This is a genomic window from Kocuria oxytropis (genome assembly GCF_040981195.1).
Classification (GTDB): domain Bacteria; phylum Actinomycetota; class Actinomycetes; order Actinomycetales; family Micrococcaceae; genus Kocuria; species Kocuria oxytropis.
The window spans coordinates 1-25,856 of sequence record NZ_JAVFXA010000019.1; the positions used below are offsets into that span (position 1 = coordinate 1).

A 25,856-nucleotide genomic window follows, 5' to 3' on the forward strand; every position below is an offset into this window, starting at 1 on the left:
GCGCTGGACCTGCACCACCCGGAGCTGGCGGCGGAGTCCCCGCAGCAGTCCCCGGTCGACGACGGCGCCATGGCCACGCGGAAGGGCTGAGCATGAAACTCTCCATCAAACTGTTCATCATCCTGGGTCTCTTCAGCGTCCTGGTCGGCGTGGTCTACGGCTTCATGACCCGCTTCGACGAGCTCGTCGGGTTCCCGGCCCTGCTCGCGGTCGGCGCCATGTCGTTCATGCTCGCGGTCTACCTGTGGCTCGTGAACCGCAACACCGGTGGCGTCCTGCCGGAGGACAAGCTGGACGGGGAGATCGTCGAGTCGGCCGGCGAGTACGGTCACTTCTCCCCGTGGAGCTGGTGGCCCCTCCTGCTGGGCACCGGCTGCGCCCTGGCGTTCACCGCCCTGGCCATGGGCTGGTGGATCCTCGGCCTCGCCGCCCCGCTGGCGGTGCTCGGCCTGGTGGGCCTCATCTTCGAGTACTCCCGCGGCGACCACGCCCACTGACACGGACGGCCCCGCGCCGACCCCTGGGAAGGCCCCGGACACCCCTGGTGTCCGGGGCCTTTCCCGTGCCGCTCGGCCGCCACGACGCGCCCTCCGGACCGGCCCCGTACACCCACCGTCGTGCCCGTTCGCGTCATCGCCGTACGCGGAGCCCTCCTCGTGCCGCGGACTGCGGTGGATGACGTCCCGGGCCGCGGTCCGCGCGCAGCCGGTGGATCGAGCGCCACAGCAGCGCCCGAGCCGCCACCCCCACCGTCGACCAGAGGCAACAGGGCGCCTGTGCAAAAAGCCGAATTCGGACGGCATCCTCCTGTCTGCCGGTCCGGGGCCGCGCCCAGGCTGCTGTCCGGCCGAGCGGGTCACCACCGCCGCCCCGGCATCGTCTGCGCGCAGGGCCGCTGCCACCATGGCGGTCGGGACGTGTTGTCCACGGACAGCCCCTTGGGTCCGGACTCCGCCGTGGTCCTCGAGGATGCGACAGGTCCAGCAAGCGGTCTGTCGATGCCGTCCGAATACTGACCCTCGGGCGCCGGGCGGATTCAACGGCGCTGAGGGGTCAATATTCGCTCGGCGTTGACACGGTCGATGTGGTGGCCGTGGAGGGGCAGGCGGGACGGTACGTCGAGATCGTCATCCTCGTGGCCAGTCGCGTGGCGCTGGACCACGCAGCACTGAACCCTTGGTCGGACGACGACTCCCACGGAGCAACGGGTCACGCAGTTCGGTCGAGGTCCGCTCCTGGATCCGTGGACGGGCCCCGGCGCGTCGCCGAAACCACCGGGGAGGGCGTCGATGCCTTCTGGATCCTTGGCGTCGCGTGCCGGATGGATTCGATCAGGGGCCGGTATTCGCTCGGCGTTCGCAGTAGGACCGGGGGCGGGTCGCAGGAGGCGCTGGAGGGGCCACTGGAGGGCCTGATGGTCCGGGCAGACGCGTGCGTGTTCCTGGCGAGCCAGAGGGGCAGGAAACGGGGCGAGAGGTGCTCTCCCGGGCGCCGGGAGTCGACCGCGGACCGGGTGAGGCGGATCCGCTACGGAGGAGAACCCCGGATCCGGATGTGACGGGGCCCCGAGAGGAACAGTCCTCTCGGGGCCCCGTCACGCGTGTCCGGCGGTCAGCGCACGAGCTCCCGGTCCTGGGAACCCGTGGTGAGGGCGTCGGCCTCGTGGTGGTGGTGCGCCGCCTGGAGCTCCGCGGGCGTCACCGGTGCGACCCGGTCCTCGAAGAAGAAGCGGCTGATCCGCTCCCGGGTCTTCTCCGCACGGGTGATCTTGCCCTTGGCGTTCGGCTGCGCCGGCTCGACCTGGTAGTCGGGCATGTTGACCAGCCGGTAGCGCTTGAACTCGTCCAGCGGCTCGTGCACCTCGATGAACTCGCCGTGGGGGAGCTGCTGGACCCGTCCGGTCTCACGCCCGTGCAGGACGATCTCCCGGTCCTTGCGCTGCAGCGCGAGGCAGATCCGGCGGGTGATCATGAACGCCAGGATCGGCCCGAGGAAGTACAGGGCGCGCAGCCAGTACAGGACGTCGTTCACGGCCAGCCGGAAGTGCGTGGCGATGAGGTCACCGCTGGCGGCCACGAGCATGACCGTGTAGAACGTCACGCCGGCGGCGCCCATGGCCGTGCGGAACGGCGCGTTCCGGGGACGGTCGAGGATGTGGTGCTCCCGGTCGTCCTTGGTCACCCAGCGCTCGATCCACGGCCACGCGGCCATCAGGCCGAAGAGCACCGCGAGCGGCGCCATGGGCAGCAGCACGTTCATCGGGATCGACATTCCCCAGAACGTCCACTCCCAGTTGAACGGCCAGGTGCCGGGCATCAGGCGCACGGCGCCGTCGGTGAAGCCCATGTACCAGTCGGGCTGGGACCCGGCCTGGACCGGCGAGGGGTCGTACGGGCCGTAGTTCCAGATGGCGTTGATGGTGGTGGTTCCCGCCATCAGGGCCATGATGCCGAACACGATGAAGAAGAACCCGCCGGCCTTGGCCGCGTAGATCGGACCCACGGGGAAGCCGACGACGTTGTTCTCGGTGCGACCCGGGCCGGGGAACTGGGTGTGCTTGTGCACCACGACCATGAACAGGTGCACCACGATCAGCATCAGGATGATCGCCGGGATGACGAGCACGTGGAGGATGTAGAGCCGCGCGATGATGTCGTGGCCGGGGAACTCCCCGCCGAAGAGGAACATCGACAGGTACGCGCCCACGATCGGCAGGGCCTTGAGGATCGCGTCCGCGATGCGCAGGCCGTTGCCGGAGAGCACGTCGTCGGGCAGCGAGTAGCCGGTGAAGCCGGCGACGATCGCGAGCAGGAACAGCGCGACACCGACGAGCCAGTTGAGCTCGCGCGGCCGGCGGAACGCGCCGGTGAAGAACACGCGCAGCATGTGCACGGACACGGCGGCGGCGAAGACCAGCGCCGACCAGTGGTGGATCTGGCGCAGGAAGAGCCCGCCGCGGATGTCGAAGGAGATGTCGAGGGACGACGCGTAGGCCGCGGACATCTCCACGCCCTGCATCGGGACGTAGGAGCCCTCGTACTCCAGGGCCGCCATCGACGGCTCGAACCAGAGGGCGAGGAACGTGCCCGAGAGCAGGAGGATGACGAAGGTGTACAGCGCCACCTCGCCGAACATGAAGGACCAGTGGTCCGGGAAGATCTTCCGGCCGAACTCCTTGACGATCGGCGACATGCCCACGCGGGTGTCGACGAAGTTCGCGATCCGGCCGGTGCCCGTCTGGGGCTTGTACTCGTAATCAGTGGACGTGGACATCAGTTCGCCTCACCCTGCATCTCCTCGACATGGGTACCGCGCTGCGAGTAGGTCGGACCGACCGGCTCCTGGAAATCGCTGCGGGCCACGAGGTAGCCCTCGTCGTCCACGGTGATCGGCAGCTGGGGAAGGGGCCGGGCGGCCGGCCCGAAGATGACCTCGCACTCGTTGGCGAGATCGAACGTGGACTGGTGGCACGGGCACAGCAGGTGGTGCGTCTGCTGCTCGTAGAGCGCGACCGGGCAGCCGACGTGCGTGCAGACCTTCGAGTAGGCGAAGATGCCGTCGACGTTCCAGTCGGCCTTCTCGGGGGACACGTTGACCGTCTCCGGGTCCAGGCGCATGAGCAGGACCACGGCCTTGGCCTTCTCGTCGAGATAGCCCTCGTTGTGCCCGATCGAGTTCAGGTTCTCGGGGACCACGTGGAAGGTGGACCCGAGGGTGACGTCCGAGGCCTTGATGGGCGTGCCGGAGGGGTCGCGCACCAGGCGGATCCCCTCGTCCCACAGGGTCTCCTTGAGGACGTCGAGGTTCGTCGGACCGAGGTCCCGGAGGAGGCCGACGAACGGCAGGGGAGCGAGCACCGCCGCACCGATGAGGGTGTTGCGCAGCAGCGGACGGCGCTTGATCCCCGACTCGTCGTAGATGGTGGTGAGGATGCTCTGTGCCTCGGCGCGCTGCTCCTCGGTCCGCACCGCGTGCCGGCTCTCGACCAGCTCGTGGTCCGGCATGAGGGTGCGGGCCCAGTGCACGACGCCGAGGCCGATCCCGAACATGCCGAGGGCCACGCCCAGGCCGAGGAGCAGGTTCTGCAGCTGCAGGGCCTGCGTGGGCGCGGTGTTCGTGACGTCGTAAATCGGACCCTCGACGCGGATGCCGAAGTAGCCCACGAAGAACAGGATCGATCCGACGATCGAGAGCAGGAACAGCAGCACGACCTGCCGTTCGGCGCGCTTGGCGGCGGAGGAGTCGACGTCCGTCAGGCGGGGGCTGTGCGGGGGCAGTCCGGGGTCGGGGAAACGCTCCATTGCCGTGGTGCCCGTGGTGGCAACGGTTCCCGACTGGTGGGGAGTGCCGTCACTGTGGCTTCCCATGTGGTCCCTCATTCTTCTCTTGGTGCAGTTGATCGTAGCTTCGGGGTCCGACATCCGCTGCCGGCGTGCGGCGTCAGGCGGAACGCGAGGTGAGCCAGACGGTGAACCCGATGATGACGGCGAGTCCGATGGTCCAGACGAACAGTCCCTCCGACACGGGGCCGAGGGCGCCGAGTCCGAAGCCACCGGGGTTCGGGCTGTCCTCGAGGGTCTTCAGATAGGTGATGACGTCGCGCTTCTCCTCGGGGGTGATGTTCGCGTCGTTGAAGACGGGCATGTTCTGCGGGCCGGTCTGCATGGCCTCATAGATGTGCTTCTCCTCGACGTCCATCACCGAGGGGGCGTACTTCCCGCGGGTCAGCGCGCCACCGGCACCGGCGGCGTTGTGGCACATGGCGCAGTTCGCGAGGAAGACCTTCGCCCCGTTGGCGGCGTTGCCCTGGGTGACGTCCAGGTACTGCTCCTCCGGAATGCCGGGGCCGGGGCCGAACGTGGCCACGTAGGCGGCGAACTGACGGACCTCTTCGTCGCTGAACTGGACCGCCTTGTCCGCGGCCTGCGGGCCGTTGGCCTGCATGGGCATGCGGCCCGTGCCGACCTGGAAGTCGACCGCGGCGGCACCGACGCCGATGAGCGAGGGACCGGACGGGGTCCCGGCGCCGTCGAGACCGTGGCAGGTCGAGCAGTTCGCGATGAACAGCTTCTCGCCCTCCTCGATGTCCTGCGCCGTGTAGGACTCGGTCTGTGCCTTGGCCTCGTTGGTGGTGGTGGCGACTGCGTAGAGCCCACCGCTGAGGAGCAGGGCCAGGACCATCAGTACGAGGACTGCGAGAGGGTGGCGCCGCTGCTGCGAAAGTGCCTTCACGTCAAACGTTCCTTTAACTCGGTGTTGGTTTGCTTGGTGCGTCCCCGGGGACGGCGCGTCCTACTTGAGGAAGTAGACCACCAGGAACAGCACGATCCAGACGACGTCCACGAAGTGCCAGTAGTAGGACACGACGATCGCGGAGGTGGCCTCGAAGTGCCCGAAGCGCTTGGCGATGAAGGCCCGGCCCATGATGAACAGGAACGCGATCAGGCCACCGGTCACGTGCAGCGCGTGGAAGCCCGTGGTGATGTAGAAGGCGGAGCCGTAGGAGTTCGCCGGGATGCTGATGCCGTGGGCGACCAGCTCCGCGTACTCGAAGGACTGCACCGCCACGAAGACCGCACCCATGATGAAGGTCAGGGCGAACCACTCGATCATTCCCCACCGGCGGAGATCGAGGACGCCGCCGGTGCGGCGGGGCTGGAGCCGCTCGGCGGCGAACACGCCGAACTGGCAGGTCACGGAGCTCAGCACCAGCACGATGGTGTTGGCGAGGGCCAGGGGGATGTTCAGCTTGGCGGACTCCTCCGCCCACAGCTCCGGTGCGGTGGAGCGCAGGGTGAAGTACATGGCAAAGAGGCCGGCGAAGAACATCACCTCGGAGGAGAGCCACACGATGGTGCCCACTGAGGTCAGGTTGGGCCGATTGATCGACCCGCCTACCGGCTTGGCTGGGGTATGGGTTGCAGTCGTCACAGAGACATTATGTCGCCAAAACTCCCGGTGGACCAACCAGGAGCAGGTCGGGCGGTTCGCGTGTCCGACCGCCCGCCGCCGTCCGCGGCGGGGCGGTCCGGCGCGCCCGCGGCACCGGGGCCTGCAGTGCCGCCGCCGAGGGAGCCTCCGGCCCCCGACTGTGAACCCTGTCACACGACCTCGGTGCGCACGCTCCTAGTGTGGCAGGGGCCCGCTCCGGGCCGCCCGGCGGCGGACGATACGATCGGGAGCGTGAACACGACGACACCGACGACCGCACCGACCTCCGAGTGGCCGGACCTGATCACCGCGCTGATCTCCCGGACCGACCTGACCCGCGACCAGGCCTTCTGGGCCATGGACACGATCATGTCGGGGGAGGTCTCCGACGTCGTGATCGCGGGTTTCCTGGTCGCCCTGCGGGCGAAGGGGGAGACGGTCGAGGAGCTGACCGGTCTCGCCGACGCCATGGTCGGCAACGCGCGGCCCGTCGACATCCCCGGCCCGGCCCTCGACATCGTCGGCACCGGCGGCGACCGGCTCTCCAGCGTCAACATCTCCACGATGTCGGCCCTCGTGTGCGCGGGCGCCGGGGCGAAGGTCGTGAAGCACGGCAACCGCGCGTCGTCGTCGAAGTCGGGCTCCGCCGACGTCCTGGAGGCGCTCGGGGTCCGGCTGGACCAGCCGGTCGAGATGGTGGAGTCCGCGGCCCGGCACGTGGGCATGACGTTCCTCTTCGCCCAGACCTTCCACCCGTCGATGCGCTTCGCCGCCGCGGCCCGTGCGCAGCTGCGCGTGGCCACGGCGTTCAACTTCCTCGGGCCCATGACCAATCCGGCGCGGGTCGAGGCCTCGGCCGTCGGCGTGGCCGACCCCGCCCTGGCACCCCTGATCGCGGGGGTCTTCGCGGCCCGCGGGGACCGCGCCCTCGTCTTCCGGGGGGCCGACGGTCTCGACGAGCTCACCGTGACGGCACCGTCCCAGGTGTGGGAGGTGCGCGACGGGCGGGTCGAGCAGCACGATCTCGAGCCGCTCGACCTCGGCATGCCACGGGCCACCATCGAGGACCTCCGGGGCCAGGACGCCCGGTACAACGCCGGCGTGGTCGAACGGGTCCTGGCGGGGGAGGAGGGGCACGTGCGCAACGCGGTGCTGCTGAACTCCGCCGCAGGCCTGGTCGCCTTCGACCGCACCGCCGAGGAGCCCTTTCCGGACCGGATGGCGGCGGCCGTCCGCCGCGCGGAAGAGTCCGTGGACAGCGGGGCGGCCCGCGCCGTCCTGGACCGCTGGATCGCCCACACCACCCGCTGAGGACCCGTCCGGCCGCGGCCGGACGACGACGGGGCCGGTGAGGTGCTCCCTCACCGGCCCCGCACGCCGTTCGCCCGTGTGCGGCACGGGCGCCTGCCCGGTCAGTCGATGCCGAGGGAGAACGCGGCCTCCAGGTCGTGCTTGCTGTAGGTGCGGAACGCGATGTTGGTGTTGGTGCCCACGACGCCCTCGACCTTGGAGAGCCGGTCCGCGATGACGTCCGCGAGGTCCTCGTGGCGGTGCACGCGCACCATCGCGATCAGGTCCCAGTCGCCGGTCACGGAGTAGACCTCGCTGATGCCGGGGATGTCGGAGATCTGCTCGGCGACCTCGGGGATCCGGTCGGCGGAGGTCTTGATGAGGACGATCGCGGTGAGCATGGAGCACCTTTCTCGGGAACGAGGACGGGGGTGGTCCCGGTGGGACCGGTGGGCCGGGGCGGTTCAGCCCGGGCGGCGGGTGCGGGCCCCGCGCAGCGCCGTGACCAGGGCCCGGGGAACGAGCAGGAAGACCCCGAGCACCACGAGCGTGACGAGGACGAAGCTCGGCGCCGTGCCCTCGCCGACGGTGAGGCGCAGGGCCATGCCCACCGCCACGGTCGTCAGCCACAGGGCGACGCCGCGGGGCCGGATCACGGACGGCGCCCGGTGCACCCGCCACACGAGCCAGCCCAGCAGGAGACCCGCCAGGAAGGGCCAGGCCGTGCTCAGGAGCCCTGCGGCGTCCAGGGCGTGCGTCCTCCGGCCGAGGCCCGCGAACAGCAGGACGACCAGCACGTCGACGACCAGCACGGGAGCCCACGGACCGGAGCCGGTGGCCCGGCGCGCCGGTGGAGCCGCGGTGGGGGACGAGGTGTGCATGATCGCAGTCTAGTGCGGAGCCGGCGGAGCGGGATCCTCGGACATTCCAACCTTCAGGTGAACCGTGAGAGTTCCGACCCCGGACCGACGAAGTCTCAACCTTCTACCAGGGATCGAGTGTTCCGTCCGGGGCGCCGGGGTGCGGGCGGAACCGCCAGCAGTGCCGGAGGGCCTGTCGGGGGCACGGCGAGTGCCGGCCGTGGAGGCTCATCCGATTGCCGGCGGCTTCGGCCGCCGCGGAGTCCACGACGGTCTCCGAGGCCTCAGGAATGTCAGTGGGGCAGGCCTGGTACAGAGACGTCGACGTGACCCGAGGGGAGCACTCGGTCGCCGCTACTTTACATAATGTCGATTATCGGACATCAGGGAGGACGAGTAGAAACAGATGCGTGAACTCGTCCCGCCGTGCCGACGAAGGTCAGCGCCTGCACCTGCAGCCTGATGCGGGACGTGGGAGGAACGGGCCGGGGTCCGTGGGACTGACGACCGCCGGGATCGCCTTCCTGCTCGTCGTGCCCGTTCCGGCCTCGGTCCTGCACGGCAACGGCACCGAGCCCGTTCCCGTGGCCGCTGCACCGGGTCTGCTCGGTGTGGGCACCGCGCGCCGGACTCGGCGACCGTCCCGGTGAGGATGCCGTCCGGAGCGCGGCGTCGCGGACCACCCGCCTGCGCGCCCTCCGGGGCGACCGATGCGCCCCGGAGGGCATGAGCGGATCCGATGCCGGTGCGTTCGTCTCGCATTGTTGCGCCGTCGCGCACCCGATCTGTGGCCACTTGTGGGGAGATCCTCCCGCCGACCGGACCCCCCGCCCCGCCCACCGGTACGCTCGCTGTGGCCGACATGGATTCGCGTCGGCAAACACATGCTCGAAGGAAGGACATCCGTGGGACGACAGAACTGTGTGATCGCGCCCGACGGCCGGGGGCGCCGGCTGGTCACGTCCGTGCTGGCCCTCTCCGTCCTGGCCCTGGCGGGCTGCGCACAGGACGCGGGTGCCGACGCGCCCCCCGCGGTGGCCTCCGGTTCGACCACCCTCTCCCCCTCGCACGGCGGACTCCGGGGCGGCAACCTGGTGCTCGCGGACACCGGCGGGAACACGGACGGGCCGGTCACGGTGCGCTTCGGCGAGGAGGAGGTCGAGTGCGAGTTCGACGAGCGCTCCGCCCGGCACGCCTGTGTGGCACCGGCCCGCGGGACGCCCGGCACGGTCGAGGTCTCCTTCGCCGCCGGCGGCAACGCTCTCGGGGAGAAGACGGCCTACACCTACACGACGCCCGGCACGCAGGACATCCCCATGCTCAGCGTCGACACGGAGACGGTGCGGCGCAACGCCGAGGAGATCCGCGCCGACTTCCCCTCCGGCGTTCAGCTGGGAGCGGTGCTCAAGAACGGTGAGCCCGTCGACGTGTTCGGCAAGGTCATCGAGGACGCGGCCGACGTCGACTACTTCTTCGTGCCGAAGCTCAGCGACGCCATCGCCCTGCGCGAGGCCGGCGTCGAGGCGAAGATCGCCGTGCTCTACGTCGCCCAGGTCGAGGACATCCCCCTGCTGATGCACTACGACGTCGAGGTCGCGGCCACGGACCCGGCGTGGGTCGAGGCCGCGGAGAAGGTGCTGTCCACCACGGGCGGAGCACTCAAGGTCCACCTGTGGGTCGACACCGGCATGGGGCGCGAGGGCGTGGTGCCGGAGGAGGCACTCCCCCTGGCCCGGGCCATCGAGGAGGCACCCCACCTGGAGCTCGCGGGCATCGCCACGCACTTCTCCACCGTCACCGAGGCCGACAAGGACGCCATCGAGCGCAACGACACGGCCAACACCACGGCGGCCCAGAAGAGCCGCTTCGACGACGCGGTGAGCGCGATCCGGGACGCCGGTCTCGGCAAGGACGCGCTGATCCACGCCGGGGCCAGCGACGTGCTCGACCTGGAGATCGATTCCCTGTACTACGACCTGCTGCGCATCGGCGGGATGTTCTTCACCAGCAGCCCGCCGGAGGAGCGTCTCTACTCCTGGACCACGGAGCTGAGCCAGGTCAAGACGCTGCCCGCGGGCTGGTGCATCGACTACGGGTGCACCGAACCGACCACGTCCCCGAAGAAGGTGGGCCTGATCAACCACATCCCGTCCCGGGAGAACGAGCTGACGTACACGGTCGGCGGCAAGAAGGTGCCGGTGCTGCTCGACCACGGCACCGTCCTCACTCTGGACCTGTCCGAGGTCCCGGAGGCGGCCGCCGGGGACGAGGTGGTCATCGACTTCGCCGAGGAGGCCTTCCACATCCTCGACGCGACGGCCCCGCTGCCGGTGACGACCACCGGCGGGTGACCGGCGGCCGGTCAGGCAGTCCCGCCGGGAGGCCCGGCGTCGTGGTCCAGCACGAGGTCGGCGTGGAAGGTCCGGGCCAGCTCACGGGTGCGGCTCGCGCGGCGCGCGGAGGCTCCGGGCGGAACGGTGAGATCCACGTAGACGACGGGCCGGCCGTGCGCCGCCTCGAGCCGGGTGCGCAGCGCCTCGGCCCGGTCGTCGCCGGGAGCGCAGCGGCCCGTGCCGAGCAGGACGAACGCCTGCTCGACGTCCAGCTCCGCGGGTATGCCCCTCGACAGCACGGCGGGCAGGCGGGACTGGACGGCGGAGAGGCCGACCACGGCGGTCGCCGTGCCCGCCAGCCAGGCGCCGGCGGCGGAGACCGCCACCGAGGTGATGAGCTTCATGGATCTCCTCCTCCCGCGGACCGGGTGGGGCGGACCCGTTCCGGGCACCGGAACGGGCGGACGGACAGTGGCGCCGCCCGGGACCCGCGGTCTCCGGTGGCACCACCGTAGAGACGTCAACGCCGCTCGGACAGTGCCTATTCCGGGGACGCCCGCCGGCGTCCCGCGGCCGCGCCGGTCCGGCTCCGTGTCGGGGCCGTGGGGCACAATGGGAGGACGGCGGGGCCGTTCCCGCCGGATGCAGGAAAGGCCGGGACGATCATGTGGGAGTGGCTCGTCGAGAACGCGTGGGTCATGTGGCTGATCGCCGTGATCGCGCTCGCCGCCATCGAGATGCTCACCCTCGACTTCCTGTTCCTGATGATGTCCGCCGCCGCGCTGCTGGCGTTCGCGGTGAGCTGGGTGACGGACAACGTGGTGCTCCAGGTCGTCACGTTCGCTCTGGCCTCGGTGCTGCTGATCTTCCTGGTCCGCCCGATCGCCCTGCGCCGGCTGAACCGCTCCACGCCCGGGACCGTCTCCAACGCCGCCCGGCTCATCGGCCTGCCCTGCCAGGTGCTGGACCCGGTGACCGGACGCAGCGGTCTCGTCCGGCTGGAGGGCGACACCTGGAGCGCCCGCTCCGTCACCGGGGAGCCGCTGCCGGCCGGGTCCGACGTCTACGTCCACGGCATCGAGGGCGCCACGGTGCTCGTGGCCCCGTACCCCGCGCCGGCCGCCGACGGCGGGCCCGCACCGCGACCGTCCTTCTGACCCTCCGACCGCACCCGCCCCGGCGTCCCCGCCGCCACGACCGGATCCACCCCCTCACCCGCAGCGACTCCCCCAGCACCACCGAACCTCGTGCGCACCATCCAGACCCTGCATCCCCGACAAGCCGCTCCACCGACATCCCGCACCATCGACATCCCGCACCATCGAGACCCTCTGAGAGAGGCACCCGTGGACCTCGCCGTCATCGTCCTGCTCGCCGTCCTGGTCGTCCTGGTCGTCATCATCCTCGTGCGGTCCGTGCGGATCGTCCCGCAGGCGCGGGCCGGCATCGTCGAGCGCCTCGGCAAGTACCAGAGCACCCTCAGCCCGGGGCTGCACTTCCTCATCCCGTTCGTGGACCGGCTGCTGCCCCTGATCGACCTGCGCGAACAGGTCCAGTCCTTCCCGGCCCAGTCCGTGATCACCGAGGACAACCTCGTGGTGGGCATCGACACCGTGGTCTACTTCCAGGTCACGGACCCGCGGGCCGCGACCTACGAGATCGTCGACTACATCCAGGCCGCCGACCAGCTGACGTCGGCCACGCTGCGCAACGTGGTCGGCGGGCTGAACCTCGAGGAGGCCCTGACCTCCCGGGACAAGATCAATGCGGAGCTGCGCGGGGTCCTGGACTCCACCACGGGACGCTGGGGCATCCGGGTGTCCCGGGTGGACATCAAGGAGATCACTCCCCCGCCGTCCATCCAGGACTCGATGGAGAAGCAGATGCGCGCCGAACGGGAACGCCGGGCGGTGATCCTCACGGCCGAGGGCGACAAGCAGTCGCGGATCCTGATGGCCGAGGGCCAGCGGCAGGCGGCCATCCTCTCCGCCGAGGGTGAGGCGAAGGCGGCGATCCTCCGCGCCGACGGCGAGGCCCAGGCCATCCGCAAGGTCTTCGACTCCATCCACCGGGCCCGGCCGACGCAGAAGCTGCTGGCCTACCAGTACATCCAGACCCTGCCGAAGGTGGCCGAGGGCAGCGCCAACAAGGTGTGGATGATCCCCGCCGAGCTCGGCGACGCGCTGCGCGGCGTGGGCGAGTTCCTCTCCCGCCCGGACGGGGACGGACAGGGTCCGCGCGGGACCTGGTCCGACGCCGACGAGCCGGAGCCCGGCCCGGAGCCGGCGGACGAGCCCCTCGTCACCCCCGAGGAGGTCCGGGTGACCGAGGAGGACCTCCAGCCGAACCTCGAGCGCACCACGGTGGACCCGGACGAGTTCACGATCCCCCGGCCCTCGAGCATCGACCCGGAGGCGCCCGTGCGGCTCGACGACCCGATGCCCCCGCAGGACGGTCCCGGGTCCCGCTGACCCAGGGCGGGCCCGGTGGGAACATCCCCGGAGGCCCGTGCGTTGCACCCAACGGATCCCGGGTCCCGGACCCGCCGTCAGCCCGAGCGTGCGCCACTGCCGTGGCCACCGTCAGTTATGGAGGAACCACCACAATGAGCGATCGCAGCCTCAGGGGAATGCGTCTGGGCTCCCAGTCCATGGAGACGGAGGCCGGTGTCGAGCCGGCCCCGCGCCAGCGGGTCGAGTACCGCACCGCGGACGGCGAGAAGGTCACGGTCACCTTCGCGGCGGAGGCCGAGATCCCGCCGGTGTGGGTGTCGAAGACCGGCAAGGAAGCGATCATCGTCAACGGTGAGAAGCCGGAGAACCCCAACGAGAAGCACCAGCGCACGCACTGGGACATGCTCCTGGAGCGGCGCAGCGTGGAGGAGCTGGAGGAGATCCTCGCCCAGCGCGTGGAGTTCTACCGGGAGAAGCACGCGCTCTGATCCCCGCGCCCGCGGTGTGCGCAGGACCCCGACCCGAGCCGGGTCGGGGTCCTGCGCGTGCCGGCCCGCGGTCCGGCCGGAGAGGGGTCAGCGCCCGGTGAGCTTGCCCGCCAGGGTCTTCGCGCGGGCGGTGAGGCCCCACTGGGCGACGCGCACGACGGCCTCCCGGGTCACGTCCGGGCTCATCTTGGACTCCCCCTCGGCACGCTCCACGAACGTGATCGGCACCTCGACGACGTTCAGACCGGCCCGCTCGGTGCGCCAGCCGAGGTCGATCTGGAAGCAGTAGCCCTTGGAGTCGACCGTGTCGAGCCCGATCCGCTCGAGGGTCTCGCGGCGGAAGGCCCGGTAGCCGGCCGTGATGTCGCGGATGCGGGAGCCCAGGAGGGTGCGGGCGTAGAGGTTGCCGCCGCGGGAGAGGAGCTGGCGCTGCACCGGCCAGTTGACGGTGCGCCCGCCCGGGACGTAGCGGGAACCGATGGCGAGGTCCGCCCCGCGCTCGACGGCATCCAGGAGCAGCGGGAGCTGCTCGGGCTGGTGGGAGCAGTCGGCGTCCATCTCGACCAGCACGTCGTAGTCCCGTGCGAGGCCCCAGCGGAACCCGGCGATGTACGCGGCGCCGAGGCCCTCCTTGCTCGTCCGGTGCAGGACGTGGATGTTCCCGTCCGCGGCGGCCATGTCGTCGGCCAGGCGGCCGGTGCCGTCCGGGCTGTTGTCGTCCACCACCAGCACATGGCCGTCCGGGACGGCCTGGCGGAGCCGGTCCATCACGGTCGGCAACGACTCGCGTTCGTTGTAGGTGGGGATGACGGTCAGTACGCGCACCGGTGTCGTTCCTTTCGAGGTCTCACCTGCCACACCACGGGGCAGGCTCCCTCGCCTTCGGACCAGTCCGGCCCTGAGGGGATGCCGGCCTGTTTTCTAAGGACGAGCGAGCCCACCCGGCAGCAGTTGCCCAGCCTATCCTGCCCCGTGCCCGTGACCAAGATCCGCGGGGCGCGCGCGGCGCGAGGGCGGAACTCAGAGGTCCGCGGAGCGGTACAGCTCCACGCCGTCGAGCACCGTCTGGCGGCACACGGGCAGGGCCGTGCCGTCCAGCGCGGGCAGCAGCGGGGTGCGGGCCCGCGGGTCCGTGCTCCAGGCGGAGCCGGTCCCCTCGGCCTGCTGCACCATCAGCGCCTCGACGTCCCACACGGCGAACGTGGCGGGGGTGCCGGGGGCGAGCTGGCCCTGCATGGGGTCGGGGTGCCGGGCCGCCCGCCACGCGCCCCGGGTGGAGGCGAGGAAGGCTGCCCGCGCCGAGATCCGCTGGGCGGGGTCGTGGTGCTGGAGGCAGGCCCGGACGGTCTCCCACGGCGACAAAGGCACCACGGGGGCGTCGCTGCCGAGGGCCACGGGCACCCCGGCGCGGTAGAACGAGGCGAGAGGATTCATCGCCGCGGCGCGCTCGGCCCCGAGCCGCTGCTCGTAGAGCCCGCCCGGGCCGCCCCAGGCGGCGTCGAAGCCCGGCTGCACGGAGACGGTCACGGCGTGGCGGGCCAGCCGCTCGATGCCCTCGGGGTCGATCATCTCGGCGTGCTCGAGACGATGGCCGGCGCTGTGCAGCGCCCGGTCGCCCACGAGCTCGCCGGCGCGGTCGAGGCCGTCGAGGACGGTGTCCATCCCGGCGTCCCCGATGACGTGGAACCCGCCCTGCAGCCCGGCCTCCGTGGTGGCCGCGAGATGGGCGGCGACCGCCTCGACGTCGAGGTACCGGTCCCCCCGGTCCCCCGGGGCGTCGGCGTAGGGGGTGCGCAGGGCGGCGGTGCGGGAGCCCAGGGCGCCGTCGACGCACAGGTCCCCCGCCAGTCCCACGAGCGACTCCCGCCGCTGCACGGGTCGGCCGAGCAGATCGGCGAGGGCGGTGTCGAACCGGTCGGCCACGGCTCTCGCCTCCTGGGCCGTGGCGACGAGCTCGCCCCGGTAGGGCAGCACGCGGGGACCGGGGGCCTCGGCCCCGACCCCGTGGTTGGCGAGGGCCGTGAGCCGCACGAGGTCCTCGAAGGGGGCGACCTGCTCGGCATTGGCCTCCACGAGGGCCACGTAGCCCTGGGACGCGGCGTGCCGCAGCGCCAGACGGTGCAGCTCGGCCCGGCGCCCGGTGTCGAAGCCGAGGGCCGCGGCGCGGACGAGGTCGTGGGCGCGGTGCTCCACCCGGCCGTCGCCGAGCCAGCCCGCCACGCCGGCGAGCCCCAGACGCCGGGACAGCGCGGCGGACACGACTCCCGAGTGGACGTCGATCCGCGTCAGGTACACCTCGCGGCCCCCGGCGGCCCGGTCGAGCTCCTCCGCCGTCGGCGCCCGGCGCTCCGGCCACACGGACTCGTCCCAGCCGGAGCCGAGGACGGGGCCGGTGCCCGTGCGCGCGGCGGCGGCCACGGCCTCGAGCACCTCGTGCAGGGAGCCGGCCGCGGTGAGGTCGAGGGTGGACAGCGCCAGCGCCGTCTCCGTCACGTGCACGTGGGAGTCCACGAACCCGGGCGCCAGCAGCCGGCCGTCGAGGTCGACCACGTCCATGGAGGCGTCCTGCAGGGACCGCGCGGCCTCCTCGGAGCCGACCCAGGCGACCCTGTCGCCGTCGACGAGCAGGGCCGTGGCGAACGGGTCGGCGGGGCTGTAGACCGAGCCGTTGCGGTAGAGGACGGGGCGTGCGGGGGCGGTGGTGCTCACAGGTCTCCTGTTCGGGGCGGTGGTGCGGGCGGACAGCGGCGCGGACCGGCGGGGCAGATCGGCGGCGCGGGGACGGGGCGCCGGTCAGTCCTCGAAGGCCGAGTGGGCCACGACGCCGCGGCGGACCAGGGCGATCGCCCGCTGGCACTGGGTCCTCGTGCCGGCGTCGAGGAGGTCGATCCCCGCGAGCTGGTCGAGCATGTCGATGACCTGCTTCGCCCAGCGCACGAAGTCCCCGGCGGCGAGCTCGGTGCCGGACAGGGCGGTGCTCAGCGTGGCGCCGCGCGCCCAGAGGTACATCGGTTCCACCAGCCCGAACTCGGGCTCCGCGGTGGCCGGCAGGTGGTGCTCCTGCTCCCGGTCGGTGAGCCGGGACCAGTTGCGCACCACGGTCTGGGCGGCACGGTCCATGGCGGCGGAGGGCAGGACGGGCTGGATCCCCTGCTCCTCGCGCTTGGCCTGGTAGACGAGCAGCGTGACGAGCCCCGCGGTGGCGGCGGGGTCGAGTCCGTCGAGGACGCCGTCGCGCAGGCTCAGCGCCAGCAGGAGGTCGCGGTCCCCGTAGATCCGGCGCAGCTGCTCGCCGGCGCGGGTCGGGCGGACCTCGCCGTCCGGGAGGGTCTCGAGGTAGCCGAAGGAGCCCAGGACCTGGGAGACGCGGTCGAAGGTCTTGGCGATCGTGTTGGTGCGCCCCTCGATCTGGCGCAGCAGCCCGTCGGTGTCCCGGCGCAGGGTCCACCAGCGCTCGGACCAGCGGGCGTGGCTCTCGCGGTCCGAGCAGCCGTGGCAGGGGTGTCCGCGCAGGGCCTTGCGGACCTCCGTGATGCGCCGCTCGGCCGCGCTGGTGCCGCGGTCGAACTGGATGGTGTGCCCGCGTCCGCCGCCGCGCGGGGGCCGGTGCTCGTGCAGGGCGTTGCGCACGGAGGAGGCGAGGTCGCGGCGCTCCTTCGGCGTCCTGCCGGTGAAGTGCTTGGGGATGCGGATCCGCGAGACCGGCTCGAGCGGTCCGTCCAGGTCCTGGGCCCCCACCCGGCGCAGCTGGTGGTCCAGGGTGAGGATCGAGGGGCGGGGGTCGTCCCGGTTGGGGTCGGTGGACAGGATCACGGCGTAGCCGGCGTTGCGTCCGCGCGGGATCTCCACGACGTCGCCGGGCAGCAGGTCGTGCAGGGACGCGACGGCGTCCGAGCGGCGCCGCCGGGAGCCGGCCTTCTCCTCGGCCCGCTCGAGGTCCTTGAGCTCACGGCGCAGGGCGGCGTACTCGGAGAAGTCCCCGAGGTGGCAGGTCATGGCCTCCTGGTAGCCCTGCAGGGACTCCTCCTGGGCGCGGACCCTGCGGGCCAGGCCCACCACGGAGCGGTCGGCCTGGAACTGGGCGAAGGAGGACTCGAGGATCTTCCGGGAGCGCAGGGCGCCGAACTGGGCCACGAGGTTCACCGACATGTTGTAGGTGGGCCGGAAGCTGGAGTTCAGCGGGTAGGTGCGCTTGGAGGCGAGGCCGGCGACGGCGTGCGGGTCCATCCCGGGCTGCCACAGCACCACCGCGTGGCCCTCCACGTCGATCCCGCGGCGGCCGGCGCGCCCGGTGAGCTGGGTGTACTCCCCCGGCGTGATGTCCACCCGGGACTCGCCGTTGAACTTGTCGAGCTTCTCGAGCACCACGGAGCGGGCCGGCATGTTGATGCCCAGCGCCAGGGTCTCCGTGGCGAAGACCGCCTTGACGAGCCCGTCGGCGAACAGCTGCTCCACGAGCTCCTTGAACGCGGGCAGCATGCCCGCGTGGTGGGCGGCCACGCCGCGCAGCAGGCCGTCGCGCCACTCGTAGAAGCCGAGCACGTTGAGGTCCGCGGCCTCGAGCGAGGCGGCGGTCTCGGCCACCCGGGCGCGGATGGTCTGCTGCTCCTTGTCGGAGGTCAGCCGGATGTCCGCGGTCACGCACTGCTGCACGGCGGCGTCGCACCCGGCGCGGGAGAAGATGAAGGTGATGACGGGCAGCAGCCCCTCGGCGTCGAGGCGCCGGACCAGCTGCGGGCGGGACACGCGACGCGTCTCGGGGCCGGGACGGAAGCCCTCGCCGCCGTTGCGGCGCGAGAACCGGTCCCGGGACCGACCGCCCGGGCCGCGGCCGCCCCGGCGGCCGCCGCGCGGGTGCTCCGCGCGGGCGAGCTGGAGCAGCTCGGGGTTGACCTCGGGCTCGTCGCGCCCGGGGCCGCCGAGCCGCTCGGCGGCCTCCTCGACCGTGGTGTCGTCCACGAAGAGGTCCAGCAGGCGCCCGCCCACCTGGACGTGCTGCCACAGCGGGACGGGCCGGTGCTCGGAGACGACCACGTCCGTGTCCCCGCGCACGGTGTCCAGCCAGGCCCCGAACTCCTCGGCGTTGGAGACGGTCGCGGACAGGGACACCAGCTGCACGCTGTCCGGCAGGTGGATGATGACCTCCTCCCACACGGCGCCGCGGAAGCGGTCGGCGAGGTAGTGCACCTCGTCCATGATCACGAACCCGAGGTTCAGCAGGGTCGGCGAGTCCGCGTAGAGCATGTTCCGCAGGACCTCCGTGGTCATCACCACGATGTCCGCCTCGGAGTTCACGGAGGTGTCGCCGGTGAGCAGCCCGACCCGTTCCGCGCCGAAGGCCCGGGAGAACTCGTGGAACTTCTGGTTGCTCAGCGCCTTGATGGGCGTGGTGTAGAAGGCCTTCTGGCCGCGGGACAGGGCCAGATGGACGGCGAACTCCCCCACCACGGTCTTGCCGGCGCCCGTCGGCGCGGCCACGAGCACGCCCCGGCCCGCCTCGAGGGCGCCGCAGGCCGTCACCTGGAAGTTGTCCATCTCGAACTCGAGCCGGTGCTGGAACACGGAGAGCTCGGTCCTCGCGTGGGCGGCCCGCTGCTTGGCGGCCAGGTATCGGTCGGCGTAGGAGGACATGGATCCAGCCTACTGCCCGGCCCGGACGCGACCGGGTCCGCCGGGGCCCCGTTCGCGGCCGGCCGAGCGGATCAGGCCCGGGAGCCGTCCCCGGCGTCGCGCCCGAGCTGCTCGAGCTCGTCGGCGGAGGTCGCGAGGTCGGCCGTCGCGCCCGTGCCGGCCGCGGCGCGGGCCTGCCTGCGGGCCCTCCCGCGGTCCAGGAGCAGGCACAGCCCCACGGCCACGAAGAACAGCGTGAGCAGCGGGACGGCGAGGTAGAACATGGTCATGGGGTCGGGGCCCGGGGCCGCCATCGCGGAGACGAGCATCACGAGGACGACGACGATCCGCCAGCTCTTGAGCACGGTGCGCCCGGAGAGGAGGCCCAGCATGTTCAGGCCCACCAGGAACACCGGCAGCACGAAGGCCACGCCGAAGGTCAGGATGAGCTGGAGGAAGAACCGCAGGTACACGTCCGCGGAGATGAAGTTGGTGCCGCCCGCGGGGGTGAACGCGGTGAGGGCGTACACGGCGGTGGGGAGGGTGAGCACGGCCACCGCGATCCCGCCCAGGAACAGCGGGACGGCCGCGGCGAGGAAGCCGATCGCGTAGCGGCGCTCGCTCCGGTGCAGGGCCGGTGTGACGAACGCCCAGATCTGGTAGAGCCACACGGGACTGGCCAGGACGAGGCCGAGCACCAGGGAGACCTCCACCATGATGTTGAAGGAGGAGCCCACGGCCGAGTAGTTGATGGAGGCCTCGCTGCCCTCGGCCGCGGCCAGTCGCTGCAGGGGCTCCGTGATGTACGCCATGAAGGGGATGTACAGGAAGAAGCCGCCGACCATCCCGGCCACGGTGGCCACCGCGGACTTGATGAGCCGGTTGCGCAGCTCCCGCAGGTGCTCGGCCAGGGCCATCTGCGCCTGGGGGTTGGCCTTGCGCGCCGCGCGGGGCTTCCGGGGGCCGCGGGTGGACTGCGGGGACATGAGGACCTTCGGGACGTCGGGGCCGCGCGGTGCGCCGGGGCCGGTCGGGCGATCCGACGCCGCGTCCGGGGACGCGGGCCGGCCGGCGGCGGCGCGGTGGATCGGGACGGAGGGGGTCAGGCCGGGGGGCGGCCGGGGCGCTGCTCGGGGTCGTGCGGGGCGTCGGCGGCGGGGGTGCCGGGGGCCCGGTCCGGGGCCGTGCCCTGGGACCGCTCCACGGGCTTGCCGTCGACGACGACGTCCGAGCCGTCCGGCTGGTCGTCCTTCTTCATCTCCTTGACCTCGGACTTGAAGATGCGCAGCGACTGGCCGAGGCTGCGGGCCATGCCCGGGAGCTTGGGCGCGCCGAAGAGCAGCAGGATCACCAGCAGGATGATCAGGATCATGAAGGGGCTGTCGAAGAGCCTACCCATGGAACATTCCTTTCCGTTCAGCCCGGCGGATGTCGCTGATCCGCTGCGGCTGGCCCCTGCGGTCCTTGCGCTCGATGCGGCGTCGCAGACGGGCGGTTTCTCGTTGGTCACGGCCGACCCGGTAGTCGGCCACGGCTTGCCCCACCGGTGTGAACAGGGCCGGGTCCGGGGCGGCCCGGACCGGCCGGCGGACGCCGGCGGCCGCGTCGTCCCAGCGCTGGGCGAACTCCCCGGCCACCGCCTCGGTGTCCCGGAGCAGGACGAGGAACGTCCGCACCAGGCGCCACAGGAGCAGTCCCAGGAACGCCGCGCAGACCAGGACGAGAACCGTCCACAGCAGGACCCAGGACCACCAGAGCATGCTCCCCAGTATAGGCGGGCGGATCAGTCCGGCTCGGACGACCCGTAGGCGCCGAGCGCAGAGTTCACCCAGAGTTCCACCTGCGCCACGACGTCCTCGGGCCCGGCCACGGCGAGCTGGCCGCCGTAGCGGGTGACGAGCGCGCACACGGCCTCGACCGTCTGGAAACCGATCAGCGCGGCCTCGTGGTCGGCGGCCGCCCCGGTGCGGGCACCTCCGGGCGGCCGCACCACGGCGGTGCGGCCGGCGTGGTACTGGTCGGCGATCCACCGGCTGCGCCGGTCGGTGACCAGCACGACCTCCACGGTGTCCGGGGTCCCGGGGGACGGCGGCGCGGCGGCGGCGGCCTCCTGGGCGGCGGGGCGCTCCCCGGCGGGCCCGGCGTCCTCGACGGCGGAGATCCGGTCCAGCCGGAAGTTGCGCATCCCCTCGGCCCCGAGGCACCAGGCCCGCACGTACCAGTGCGTGTTGGAGGAGAACACCTGGATCGGATCGACGACCCGCTCCGTGAGCTCGTCGCGGGACGGGACCACGTAGCGGATCCGGATCCGGCGGCGCTGCTCCACCGCGTGGCGCACCGCCGCCATGACGTCGGTGAGGGCGGGCGCGGGGGTGTCCGTGATGGGGCGGGCGCCCACCGCGTTGGCCAGCACCCCGGCGTCCCCGGCCGCGCCGGCGACCTTCGCGATCGCGGAGGCCACCGCCTCGGAGTCCCCGCCGGGCACCGTGCGCAGCGTCTGCAGCCCCACGAGCAGCGCCGAGGCCTCGGGCTGGGTCAGCCGCACGGGGTCGGAGAGCTCGTCCGCGTTGGAGAGGTAGACGTGGCCGTCGTCCCAGGACGCGTCGATCAGCTGGTCGGGCATGTGCCCGGGCTTGCCGCACACGAACAGGGTGTTCAGGTCGGCGATGAGCTCCTGGTCGGTGATCCCGAACCGGCGGGCCGTCTCCTCGAGCTCCGCGCCCTGGTGGGCGTAGACCCAGCGGACGATCTCGAGCAGCCGCGAGAGGTGGTCCGCGGTCGAGAGCTTGTTGCGCGTGCCCTTGCGGGACTTGAGGCTCCAGTCGACCGTCACCCCGCGGAACCGGGCCACGGCCGTCTCGGCGCTGCGCAGCCGCCGCACCACCGCGGCGCGCACCTCGGCCTGCATCGTGGGCGCGGTGCCGTCCCCGTCCTGCGGCACCAGGACGCCGGGGCCGGCCGCGGCGATCTCCTCGGCCAGGATCTCGGTCTCGGCGAAGGGGATGTTCAACCGGTCCCAGCGCTGCCCGCCGTCCCCGGTGCCCGGCTCCTGCCGCGAGGCCATGCGGCGCAGCATCTGCGCGTGGCCCGGGCGGGCGAGCACCTCCACGGTGCGGGCCGGGGCGTGCGAGACCATGTGGGACAGCGCCTCGTTCATGGAGAAGCCCTCGGGCGGGTCGAACTCCTTGCGGGTGACCGTCACGTCGGACATGATCCGCGAGAGCCGGAAGGTGCGGGAGTCCTGACGGTCGAGGTCCCAGCCGACCACGTACCAGTTGCCGTAGCGGGAGCCGATCCCCCACGGCCGCAGCCTCCGGGTGGTGAGCTGGTCCGTGCTGCGGGCCAGGTAGTCGAAGCGCACCTCGCGGTGGCGCACCACGGCCGAGAGGAGCGGCTCGAAGGACGGCTCGTGGGCGGTCAGGGTGGGCTGCAGCAGCGGCGGGGCGTCGTCCTCCGGCAGGCCGTCGATGGCGGGCTCGAGCTTGCGCAGGGCGCGGTGGGCGAGCTCGCCGAGGGAGGCGTCCGTCCAGGCGTTGGCCGCCAGGGCCAGCACCGCGGACTCCTCGGCCGTGAACCGCAGGGGCGGGAGGGTGAAGGACCCGCGCGGGATCCGGTAGCGGTGGCCGTGCGTGTCGTCCGGGAACAGGGGGTCCTCGGAGACCTCCTCGATGGGGTACCCGAGGTCGCGCAGCTCCGCCTTGTCGCGCTCGAACATGCGCTCGAACGCCTCGTCGGAAGCGGACTCCGCGTACGACGGAACGGCCTCCCGCAGCTCGGCGCGGGTGTACCCGCGCTCGCGGGAGACCAGGGCGATGAGCAGGTTGAGAAGCCGCTCCGTCGATCGGGCTGCCATTCGGTGGGTCCTCAGCGCACGTCCAGCAGGTCCACCACGAAGATCAGGGCCTCGTCGGGGCCGATGACCCCGCCGGCCCCGCGGGAGCCGTAGGCCTGGTCCGAGGGGATCTCCAGGCGGCGGCGGCCGCCGACCTTCATGCCGAGCAGGCCCTTGTCCCAGCCCTCGATGACCTGGCCGACGCCCACGGTGAAGTCGAGGGGCTGGCCGCGGTTCCAGGACGCGTCGAACTCCTCGCCGGCGGAGAACGTCACGCCCACGTAGTGGCAGGAGATCTGCTTGCCGGGGGTCGCCTCGGCGCCGGTGCCCTCCACGAGGTCCGTGATGACGAGCTCGGTCGGCGCCTCCCCCTCCGGGAAGTCGATCTCGGGCTTGCTGCGGTCGAGCTTGCGCTCTCCGAAGGACATGGGTGCTCCTGTTCGTCGGGTCGTCGACGGGTGGCCGTCGGGATCGGTGGGACGGCGGGCCCGGAGGGGTCTCCCGCCCCACCGGGCCACCCTATCCGACCGGGAGCTACTCCCCGGTCGCGGAGGGCGACGGGGAGGCGGAGGGCTCCGCCTCGGCCGGCGCCTCGGGAGTGTCGACGGCCGCCAGGATGTCGACCACGAAGAGCAGGCTGCCGGCCGGGTAGTCGGAGTCCTCGCCCAGCTCCTTCTCCGTGCCGTAGGCCTGCCCCACGGGCACGGACAGGATCACCCGGGAGCCCTCCTTCTTGCCCTCGAGGCCCTTCTGCCAGCCCTCGATGACGTTGTCGAGGGGGAAGGACGCCGGGGCGCCGTTCTCGTAGGAGGAGTCGAAGGTCTCGCCGTCCGACCACTTCACGCCGACGTAGTGCGCGATCACGGTGTCGCCCTCCGCGACCTCCTCGCCGTCGCCCTCGATGAGGTACTCGGAGACGAGCTTGCCCGGGGCCTTGCCCTCCGGCTCCGCCAGGGCCGGCACGCCCTCCTCGTTCTCGGTGACCTCGGGCAGGCCGCGGGGGCTGTCCTGCATCTCCCCCTCGATCTCGGTGGGGATCTTGCGGACGACCTCGTAGACCTCCACGGAGGTCGACTCGTCACCGGCGGCCCCGGAGGTCTCCGGGGAGGAGTAGGCGATGATCGCGCCCTCCTTCGCGCCCACCAGCGCGTCGTACATCTCCGGGATCTGGTCCTTGAGCTCCTGCTCGAGCTGGAGCACCTGGCCGGCGCCGCGGGAGTAGGTCTCGCCGATCGAGGTGCCGTCGGAGCCCTTGAAGAGCGCCGCCTGGAGGAGGATCGTGTCGCCCTCGGCGATCTCCTCGCCCTCGCCCTCGCGCAGCTCCTTCGCACCGGCCTCCTCGGCGTTGAGGGGGGTCTCGAAGGTCACCGACGGGGCCGTGCCGGGTTCCGGGTCGTTGCTGAGCTCCACGGAGTCGACGCCGGGCCCGGAGCAGCCCGCGAGGACGAGCGCCAGGGTCAGGGCGGCACCGGAGGTGGTCAGGGTCTTTCGCACAGGTAGCTTCCTCAGGGGTCGGGCCGGTGGGGCGGTGGGAGGGCACGGGTCGGGACGGCGGTCAGCCTAGTGCAGGGCGCTGGACGTTGACTGGACGGTGACGTCCCGCGCGGGTCACACCACGGGGGCGTCCCCGTGGGCGCGGCCGGCGGCGCCCGTCCCGCCGAGGGAGGCCACCAGGGCGTCGGCCTCGGCGTTGCGCTCGGCGAACGGGTCCTTGCACAGCACCGTGCGCTGGCTGCGCTCGTTGACCTTCAGGTGCACCCAGTCCACGGTGTAGTGGTGCCCGGAGGCGACCACCGCGTCGATGAACCGGCCGCGCACGGCCGCACGGGTGGGCGGCGGGGTGCCGGCGGCCTCCCGGACCCGCTCCTCCGGGACGAAGGCGGCCGCCCGTCCCCGGCGTTGCAGCAGGTTGAACAGCCCCCGCTCGGGGGCCGTGTCATGGTAGGCGAGGTCCAGCTGCGCCATCCGGGGCGCCGAGAGGTCCAGGCCGTCCCGGGCGGCGTAGCCGTCGAGCAGCTTCTTCTTGATCGCCCAGTCGATCTCCGTGTCGATCCCGGAGGCGTCCTGCCGGGCCACGGCGTCGAGGGTCCGCTCCCAGAGCTCCAGCACCCACGGCACCCGGTCGTGGTGGGCGCCCTCGCGGTCCACGAACCGGCGCACCGCCTCGAGGTGCTCGCGCTGCAGGTCCAGCGCGGAGCGCCGGGTGCCGTCGGCGAGGGCCACCGGCCGGGTGCCGGTGAGGTCGTGGGAGACCTCCCGCAGAGCCCGCACGGGGTCCACCATGGTGCGGTCGGGCAGGATCTGGCCGGCCTCGATCATCCGCAGCACCAGGTCGGTGGTGCCGATGCGCAGCGCGGTGGTGGTCTGGGACATGGTCGAGTCGCCCACGATGACGTGCAGCCGACGGTAGTGCTCGGCGTCGGCGTGCGGCTCGTCCCGGGTGTTGATGAGGGGCCGGGAGCGTGTCGTGGCCGAGGACGAGCCCTCCCAGATGTGGTCGGCGCGCTGGGAGAACGAGTAGCTCGGCGTCCCGGCCGCGTCCGCCACCCGCACGGCCCCGAAGTCCTCGGGCCCGGCGGGGTGCACCTTGCCGGCGCCGACCAGCAGCTGGCGGGTGACGAGGAACGGGATGAGGATCTGCACGAGGCGGGCGAACTCGGTGCGCCGGGCGATCAGGTAGTTCTCGTGGGAGCCGTACGAGTTGCCGCGCGAGTCCACGTTGTTCTTGAACAGGTACAGCTGCCCGGCCACCCCCTGCTCCGCCATCGCCTCCTGGGCCTGCCTCCGGAGGTCGTCGACGATGAGCTCGCCGGCCTTGTCCTGGGCGACGAGGTCCTCGAGCGTGGCGCACTCCGCGGTGGCGTACTCGGGGTGGGAGCCGACGTCCAGGTAGAGGCGCCCGCCGTTGGGCAGGAACACGTTCGAGGACCGGCCCCAGGCCACCACGGGCCGGAAGAGGGCGCGCGCGGCCTCCTCCGGGCTGAACGGGCGGGTCCCGGGAGCGCTGTGGGTGATGCCGAACTCGGTCTCGACCCCGTAGATCCTGCGGTCCATGGGGG

General features: G+C 72.0%; 24 protein-coding genes. 7 read left to right on the forward strand and 17 right to left on the reverse strand.

Annotation, left to right across the window (positions count from 1 at the left end; all coding sequences use genetic code 11):
* Positions 1–92: 92 nt before the first annotated feature.
* On the forward strand, positions 93–497 hold the full coding sequence (locus QYM41_RS15435) for a cytochrome c oxidase subunit 4 (protein ID WP_368800669.1): 405 nt from the start codon (positions 93–95) through the stop codon (positions 495–497).
* A gap of 1,114 nt (positions 498–1,611) precedes the next feature.
* Here QYM41_RS15435 and qcrB read toward each other — a convergent pair.
* The 4 genes from qcrB to ctaE form a co-directional block, all read right to left on the reverse strand.
* Positions 1,612–3,273, reverse strand: coding sequence for a cytochrome bc1 complex cytochrome b subunit (qcrB, locus tag QYM41_RS15440; protein ID WP_368800670.1), 1,662 nt, complete (start codon positions 3,271–3,273; stop codon positions 1,612–1,614).
* Complete coding sequence (gene qcrA / locus QYM41_RS15445; protein ID WP_368800671.1) at positions 3,273–4,367, reverse strand: cytochrome bc1 complex Rieske iron-sulfur subunit; 1,095 nt, start codon at positions 4,365–4,367, stop codon at positions 3,273–3,275. The genes qcrB and qcrA overlap by 1 nt, the downstream gene beginning before the upstream one ends.
* A gap of 73 nt (positions 4,368–4,440) precedes the next feature.
* A complete protein-coding gene (gene qcrC, locus QYM41_RS15450) occupies positions 4,441–5,232 on the reverse strand; it encodes a cytochrome bc1 complex diheme cytochrome c subunit (protein ID WP_368800673.1) in 792 nt (263 codons plus the stop codon).
* A 60-nt stretch (positions 5,233–5,292) separates the two neighbouring features.
* The gene (ctaE, locus tag QYM41_RS15455) at positions 5,293–5,931 is read right to left on the reverse strand and encodes an aa3-type cytochrome oxidase subunit III (protein ID WP_368800674.1); all 639 of its coding nucleotides are present in this window, start codon (positions 5,929–5,931) and stop codon (positions 5,293–5,295) included.
* A gap of 252 nt (positions 5,932–6,183) precedes the next feature.
* Here ctaE and trpD point away from each other — a divergent pair, with 252 nt between their 5' ends.
* Positions 6,184–7,242, forward strand: a complete 1,059-nt coding sequence (gene trpD / locus QYM41_RS15460; RefSeq protein ID WP_368800675.1) for an anthranilate phosphoribosyltransferase — start codon at positions 6,184–6,186, stop codon at positions 7,240–7,242.
* 101 nt (positions 7,243–7,343) lie between these two features.
* Here trpD and QYM41_RS15465 read toward each other — a convergent pair whose 3' ends face one another.
* Both QYM41_RS15465 and QYM41_RS15470 read right to left on the reverse strand, forming a co-directional pair.
* Complete coding sequence (locus QYM41_RS15465) at positions 7,344–7,622, reverse strand: Lrp/AsnC family transcriptional regulator (protein WP_017833527.1); 279 nt, start codon at positions 7,620–7,622, stop codon at positions 7,344–7,346.
* Between the two features lie 63 nt (positions 7,623–7,685).
* On the reverse strand, positions 7,686–8,102 hold the full coding sequence (locus QYM41_RS15470; protein WP_368800676.1) for a DUF3054 domain-containing protein: 417 nt from the start codon (positions 8,100–8,102) through the stop codon (positions 7,686–7,688).
* Positions 8,103–8,575: 473 nt separating this feature from the next.
* Here QYM41_RS15470 and QYM41_RS15475 point away from each other — a divergent pair, with 473 nt between their 5' ends.
* Both QYM41_RS15475 and QYM41_RS15480 read left to right on the forward strand, forming a co-directional pair.
* The gene (locus tag QYM41_RS15475; RefSeq protein WP_368800677.1) at positions 8,576–8,731 is read left to right on the forward strand and encodes a hypothetical protein; all 156 of its coding nucleotides are present in this window, start codon (positions 8,576–8,578) and stop codon (positions 8,729–8,731) included.
* A 255-nt stretch (positions 8,732–8,986) separates the two neighbouring features.
* Positions 8,987–10,432 (forward strand): alanine racemase, encoded by a 1,446-nt coding sequence (locus QYM41_RS15480; protein ID WP_368800678.1) that lies wholly within the window; start codon positions 8,987–8,989, stop codon positions 10,430–10,432.
* A gap of 11 nt (positions 10,433–10,443) precedes the next feature.
* On the opposite strand, the gene QYM41_RS15485 is transcribed toward QYM41_RS15480, so the two are convergent.
* Positions 10,444–10,818: a hypothetical protein gene (locus QYM41_RS15485; RefSeq protein ID WP_368800679.1), complete on the reverse strand. Its 375-nt coding sequence runs from the start codon at positions 10,816–10,818 to the stop codon at positions 10,444–10,446.
* A gap of 261 nt (positions 10,819–11,079) precedes the next feature.
* On the opposite strand from QYM41_RS15485, the gene QYM41_RS15490 reads away from it, so the two are divergent.
* From QYM41_RS15490 to QYM41_RS15500, 3 genes are all read left to right on the forward strand, one after another.
* Positions 11,080–11,571 carry an NfeD family protein gene (locus QYM41_RS15490; protein ID WP_368800680.1) on the forward strand — a complete coding sequence of 164 codons (492 nt, stop codon included), beginning with the start codon at positions 11,080–11,082 and terminating at the stop codon, positions 11,569–11,571.
* Positions 11,572–11,760: 189 nt separating this feature from the next.
* On the forward strand, positions 11,761–12,885 hold the full coding sequence (locus QYM41_RS15495; protein ID WP_368800681.1) for an SPFH domain-containing protein: 1,125 nt from the start codon (positions 11,761–11,763) through the stop codon (positions 12,883–12,885).
* A 134-nt stretch (positions 12,886–13,019) separates the two neighbouring features.
* Positions 13,020–13,355, forward strand: a complete 336-nt coding sequence (locus tag QYM41_RS15500; RefSeq protein ID WP_368800682.1) for an RNA polymerase-binding protein RbpA — start codon at positions 13,020–13,022, stop codon at positions 13,353–13,355.
* A gap of 87 nt (positions 13,356–13,442) precedes the next feature.
* Here the strand turns inward: QYM41_RS15500 and QYM41_RS15505 are convergent, their stop codons facing one another.
* The 10 genes from QYM41_RS15505 to pafA form a co-directional block, all read right to left on the reverse strand.
* Positions 13,443–14,180 carry a polyprenol monophosphomannose synthase gene (locus QYM41_RS15505; protein ID WP_368800683.1) on the reverse strand — a complete coding sequence of 246 codons (738 nt, stop codon included), beginning with the start codon at positions 14,178–14,180 and terminating at the stop codon, positions 13,443–13,445.
* A gap of 195 nt (positions 14,181–14,375) precedes the next feature.
* Entirely contained in the window at positions 14,376–16,064 is a 1,689-nt protein-coding gene (locus QYM41_RS15510) for an amidohydrolase (RefSeq protein WP_368800684.1), read from the reverse strand.
* An 84-nt stretch (positions 16,065–16,148) separates the two neighbouring features.
* Entirely contained in the window at positions 16,149–18,986 is a 2,838-nt protein-coding gene (locus tag QYM41_RS15515) for a DEAD/DEAH box helicase (RefSeq protein ID WP_368800685.1), read from the reverse strand.
* A 71-nt stretch (positions 18,987–19,057) separates the two neighbouring features.
* A complete protein-coding gene (tatC, locus tag QYM41_RS15520) occupies positions 19,058–19,951 on the reverse strand; it encodes a twin-arginine translocase subunit TatC (protein ID WP_368800686.1) in 894 nt (297 codons plus the stop codon).
* A 116-nt stretch (positions 19,952–20,067) separates the two neighbouring features.
* Positions 20,068–20,364 (reverse strand): Sec-independent protein translocase subunit TatA, encoded by a 297-nt coding sequence (tatA, locus tag QYM41_RS15525; RefSeq protein ID WP_368800687.1) that lies wholly within the window; start codon positions 20,362–20,364, stop codon positions 20,068–20,070.
* Positions 20,357–20,725 (reverse strand): hypothetical protein, encoded by a 369-nt coding sequence (locus QYM41_RS15530; RefSeq protein WP_368800688.1) that lies wholly within the window; start codon positions 20,723–20,725, stop codon positions 20,357–20,359. Before QYM41_RS15530 ends, tatA begins: the two co-directional genes overlap by 8 nt.
* Positions 20,726–20,748: 23 nt before the next feature.
* Positions 20,749–22,818 carry a WYL domain-containing transcriptional regulator gene (locus QYM41_RS15535; protein WP_368800689.1) on the reverse strand — a complete coding sequence of 690 codons (2,070 nt, stop codon included), beginning with the start codon at positions 22,816–22,818 and terminating at the stop codon, positions 20,749–20,751.
* 11 nt (positions 22,819–22,829) lie between these two features.
* Positions 22,830–23,225: an FKBP-type peptidyl-prolyl cis-trans isomerase gene (locus tag QYM41_RS15540; RefSeq protein ID WP_368800690.1), complete on the reverse strand. Its 396-nt coding sequence runs from the start codon at positions 23,223–23,225 to the stop codon at positions 22,830–22,832.
* A 106-nt stretch (positions 23,226–23,331) separates the two neighbouring features.
* A complete protein-coding gene (locus QYM41_RS15545) occupies positions 23,332–24,291 on the reverse strand; it encodes an FKBP-type peptidyl-prolyl cis-trans isomerase (RefSeq protein ID WP_368800691.1) in 960 nt (319 codons plus the stop codon).
* A gap of 114 nt (positions 24,292–24,405) precedes the next feature.
* The gene (gene pafA, locus QYM41_RS15550; RefSeq protein WP_368800692.1) at positions 24,406–25,851 is read right to left on the reverse strand and encodes a Pup--protein ligase; all 1,446 of its coding nucleotides are present in this window, start codon (positions 25,849–25,851) and stop codon (positions 24,406–24,408) included.
* Between the last annotated feature and the right edge of the window lie 5 nt (positions 25,852–25,856).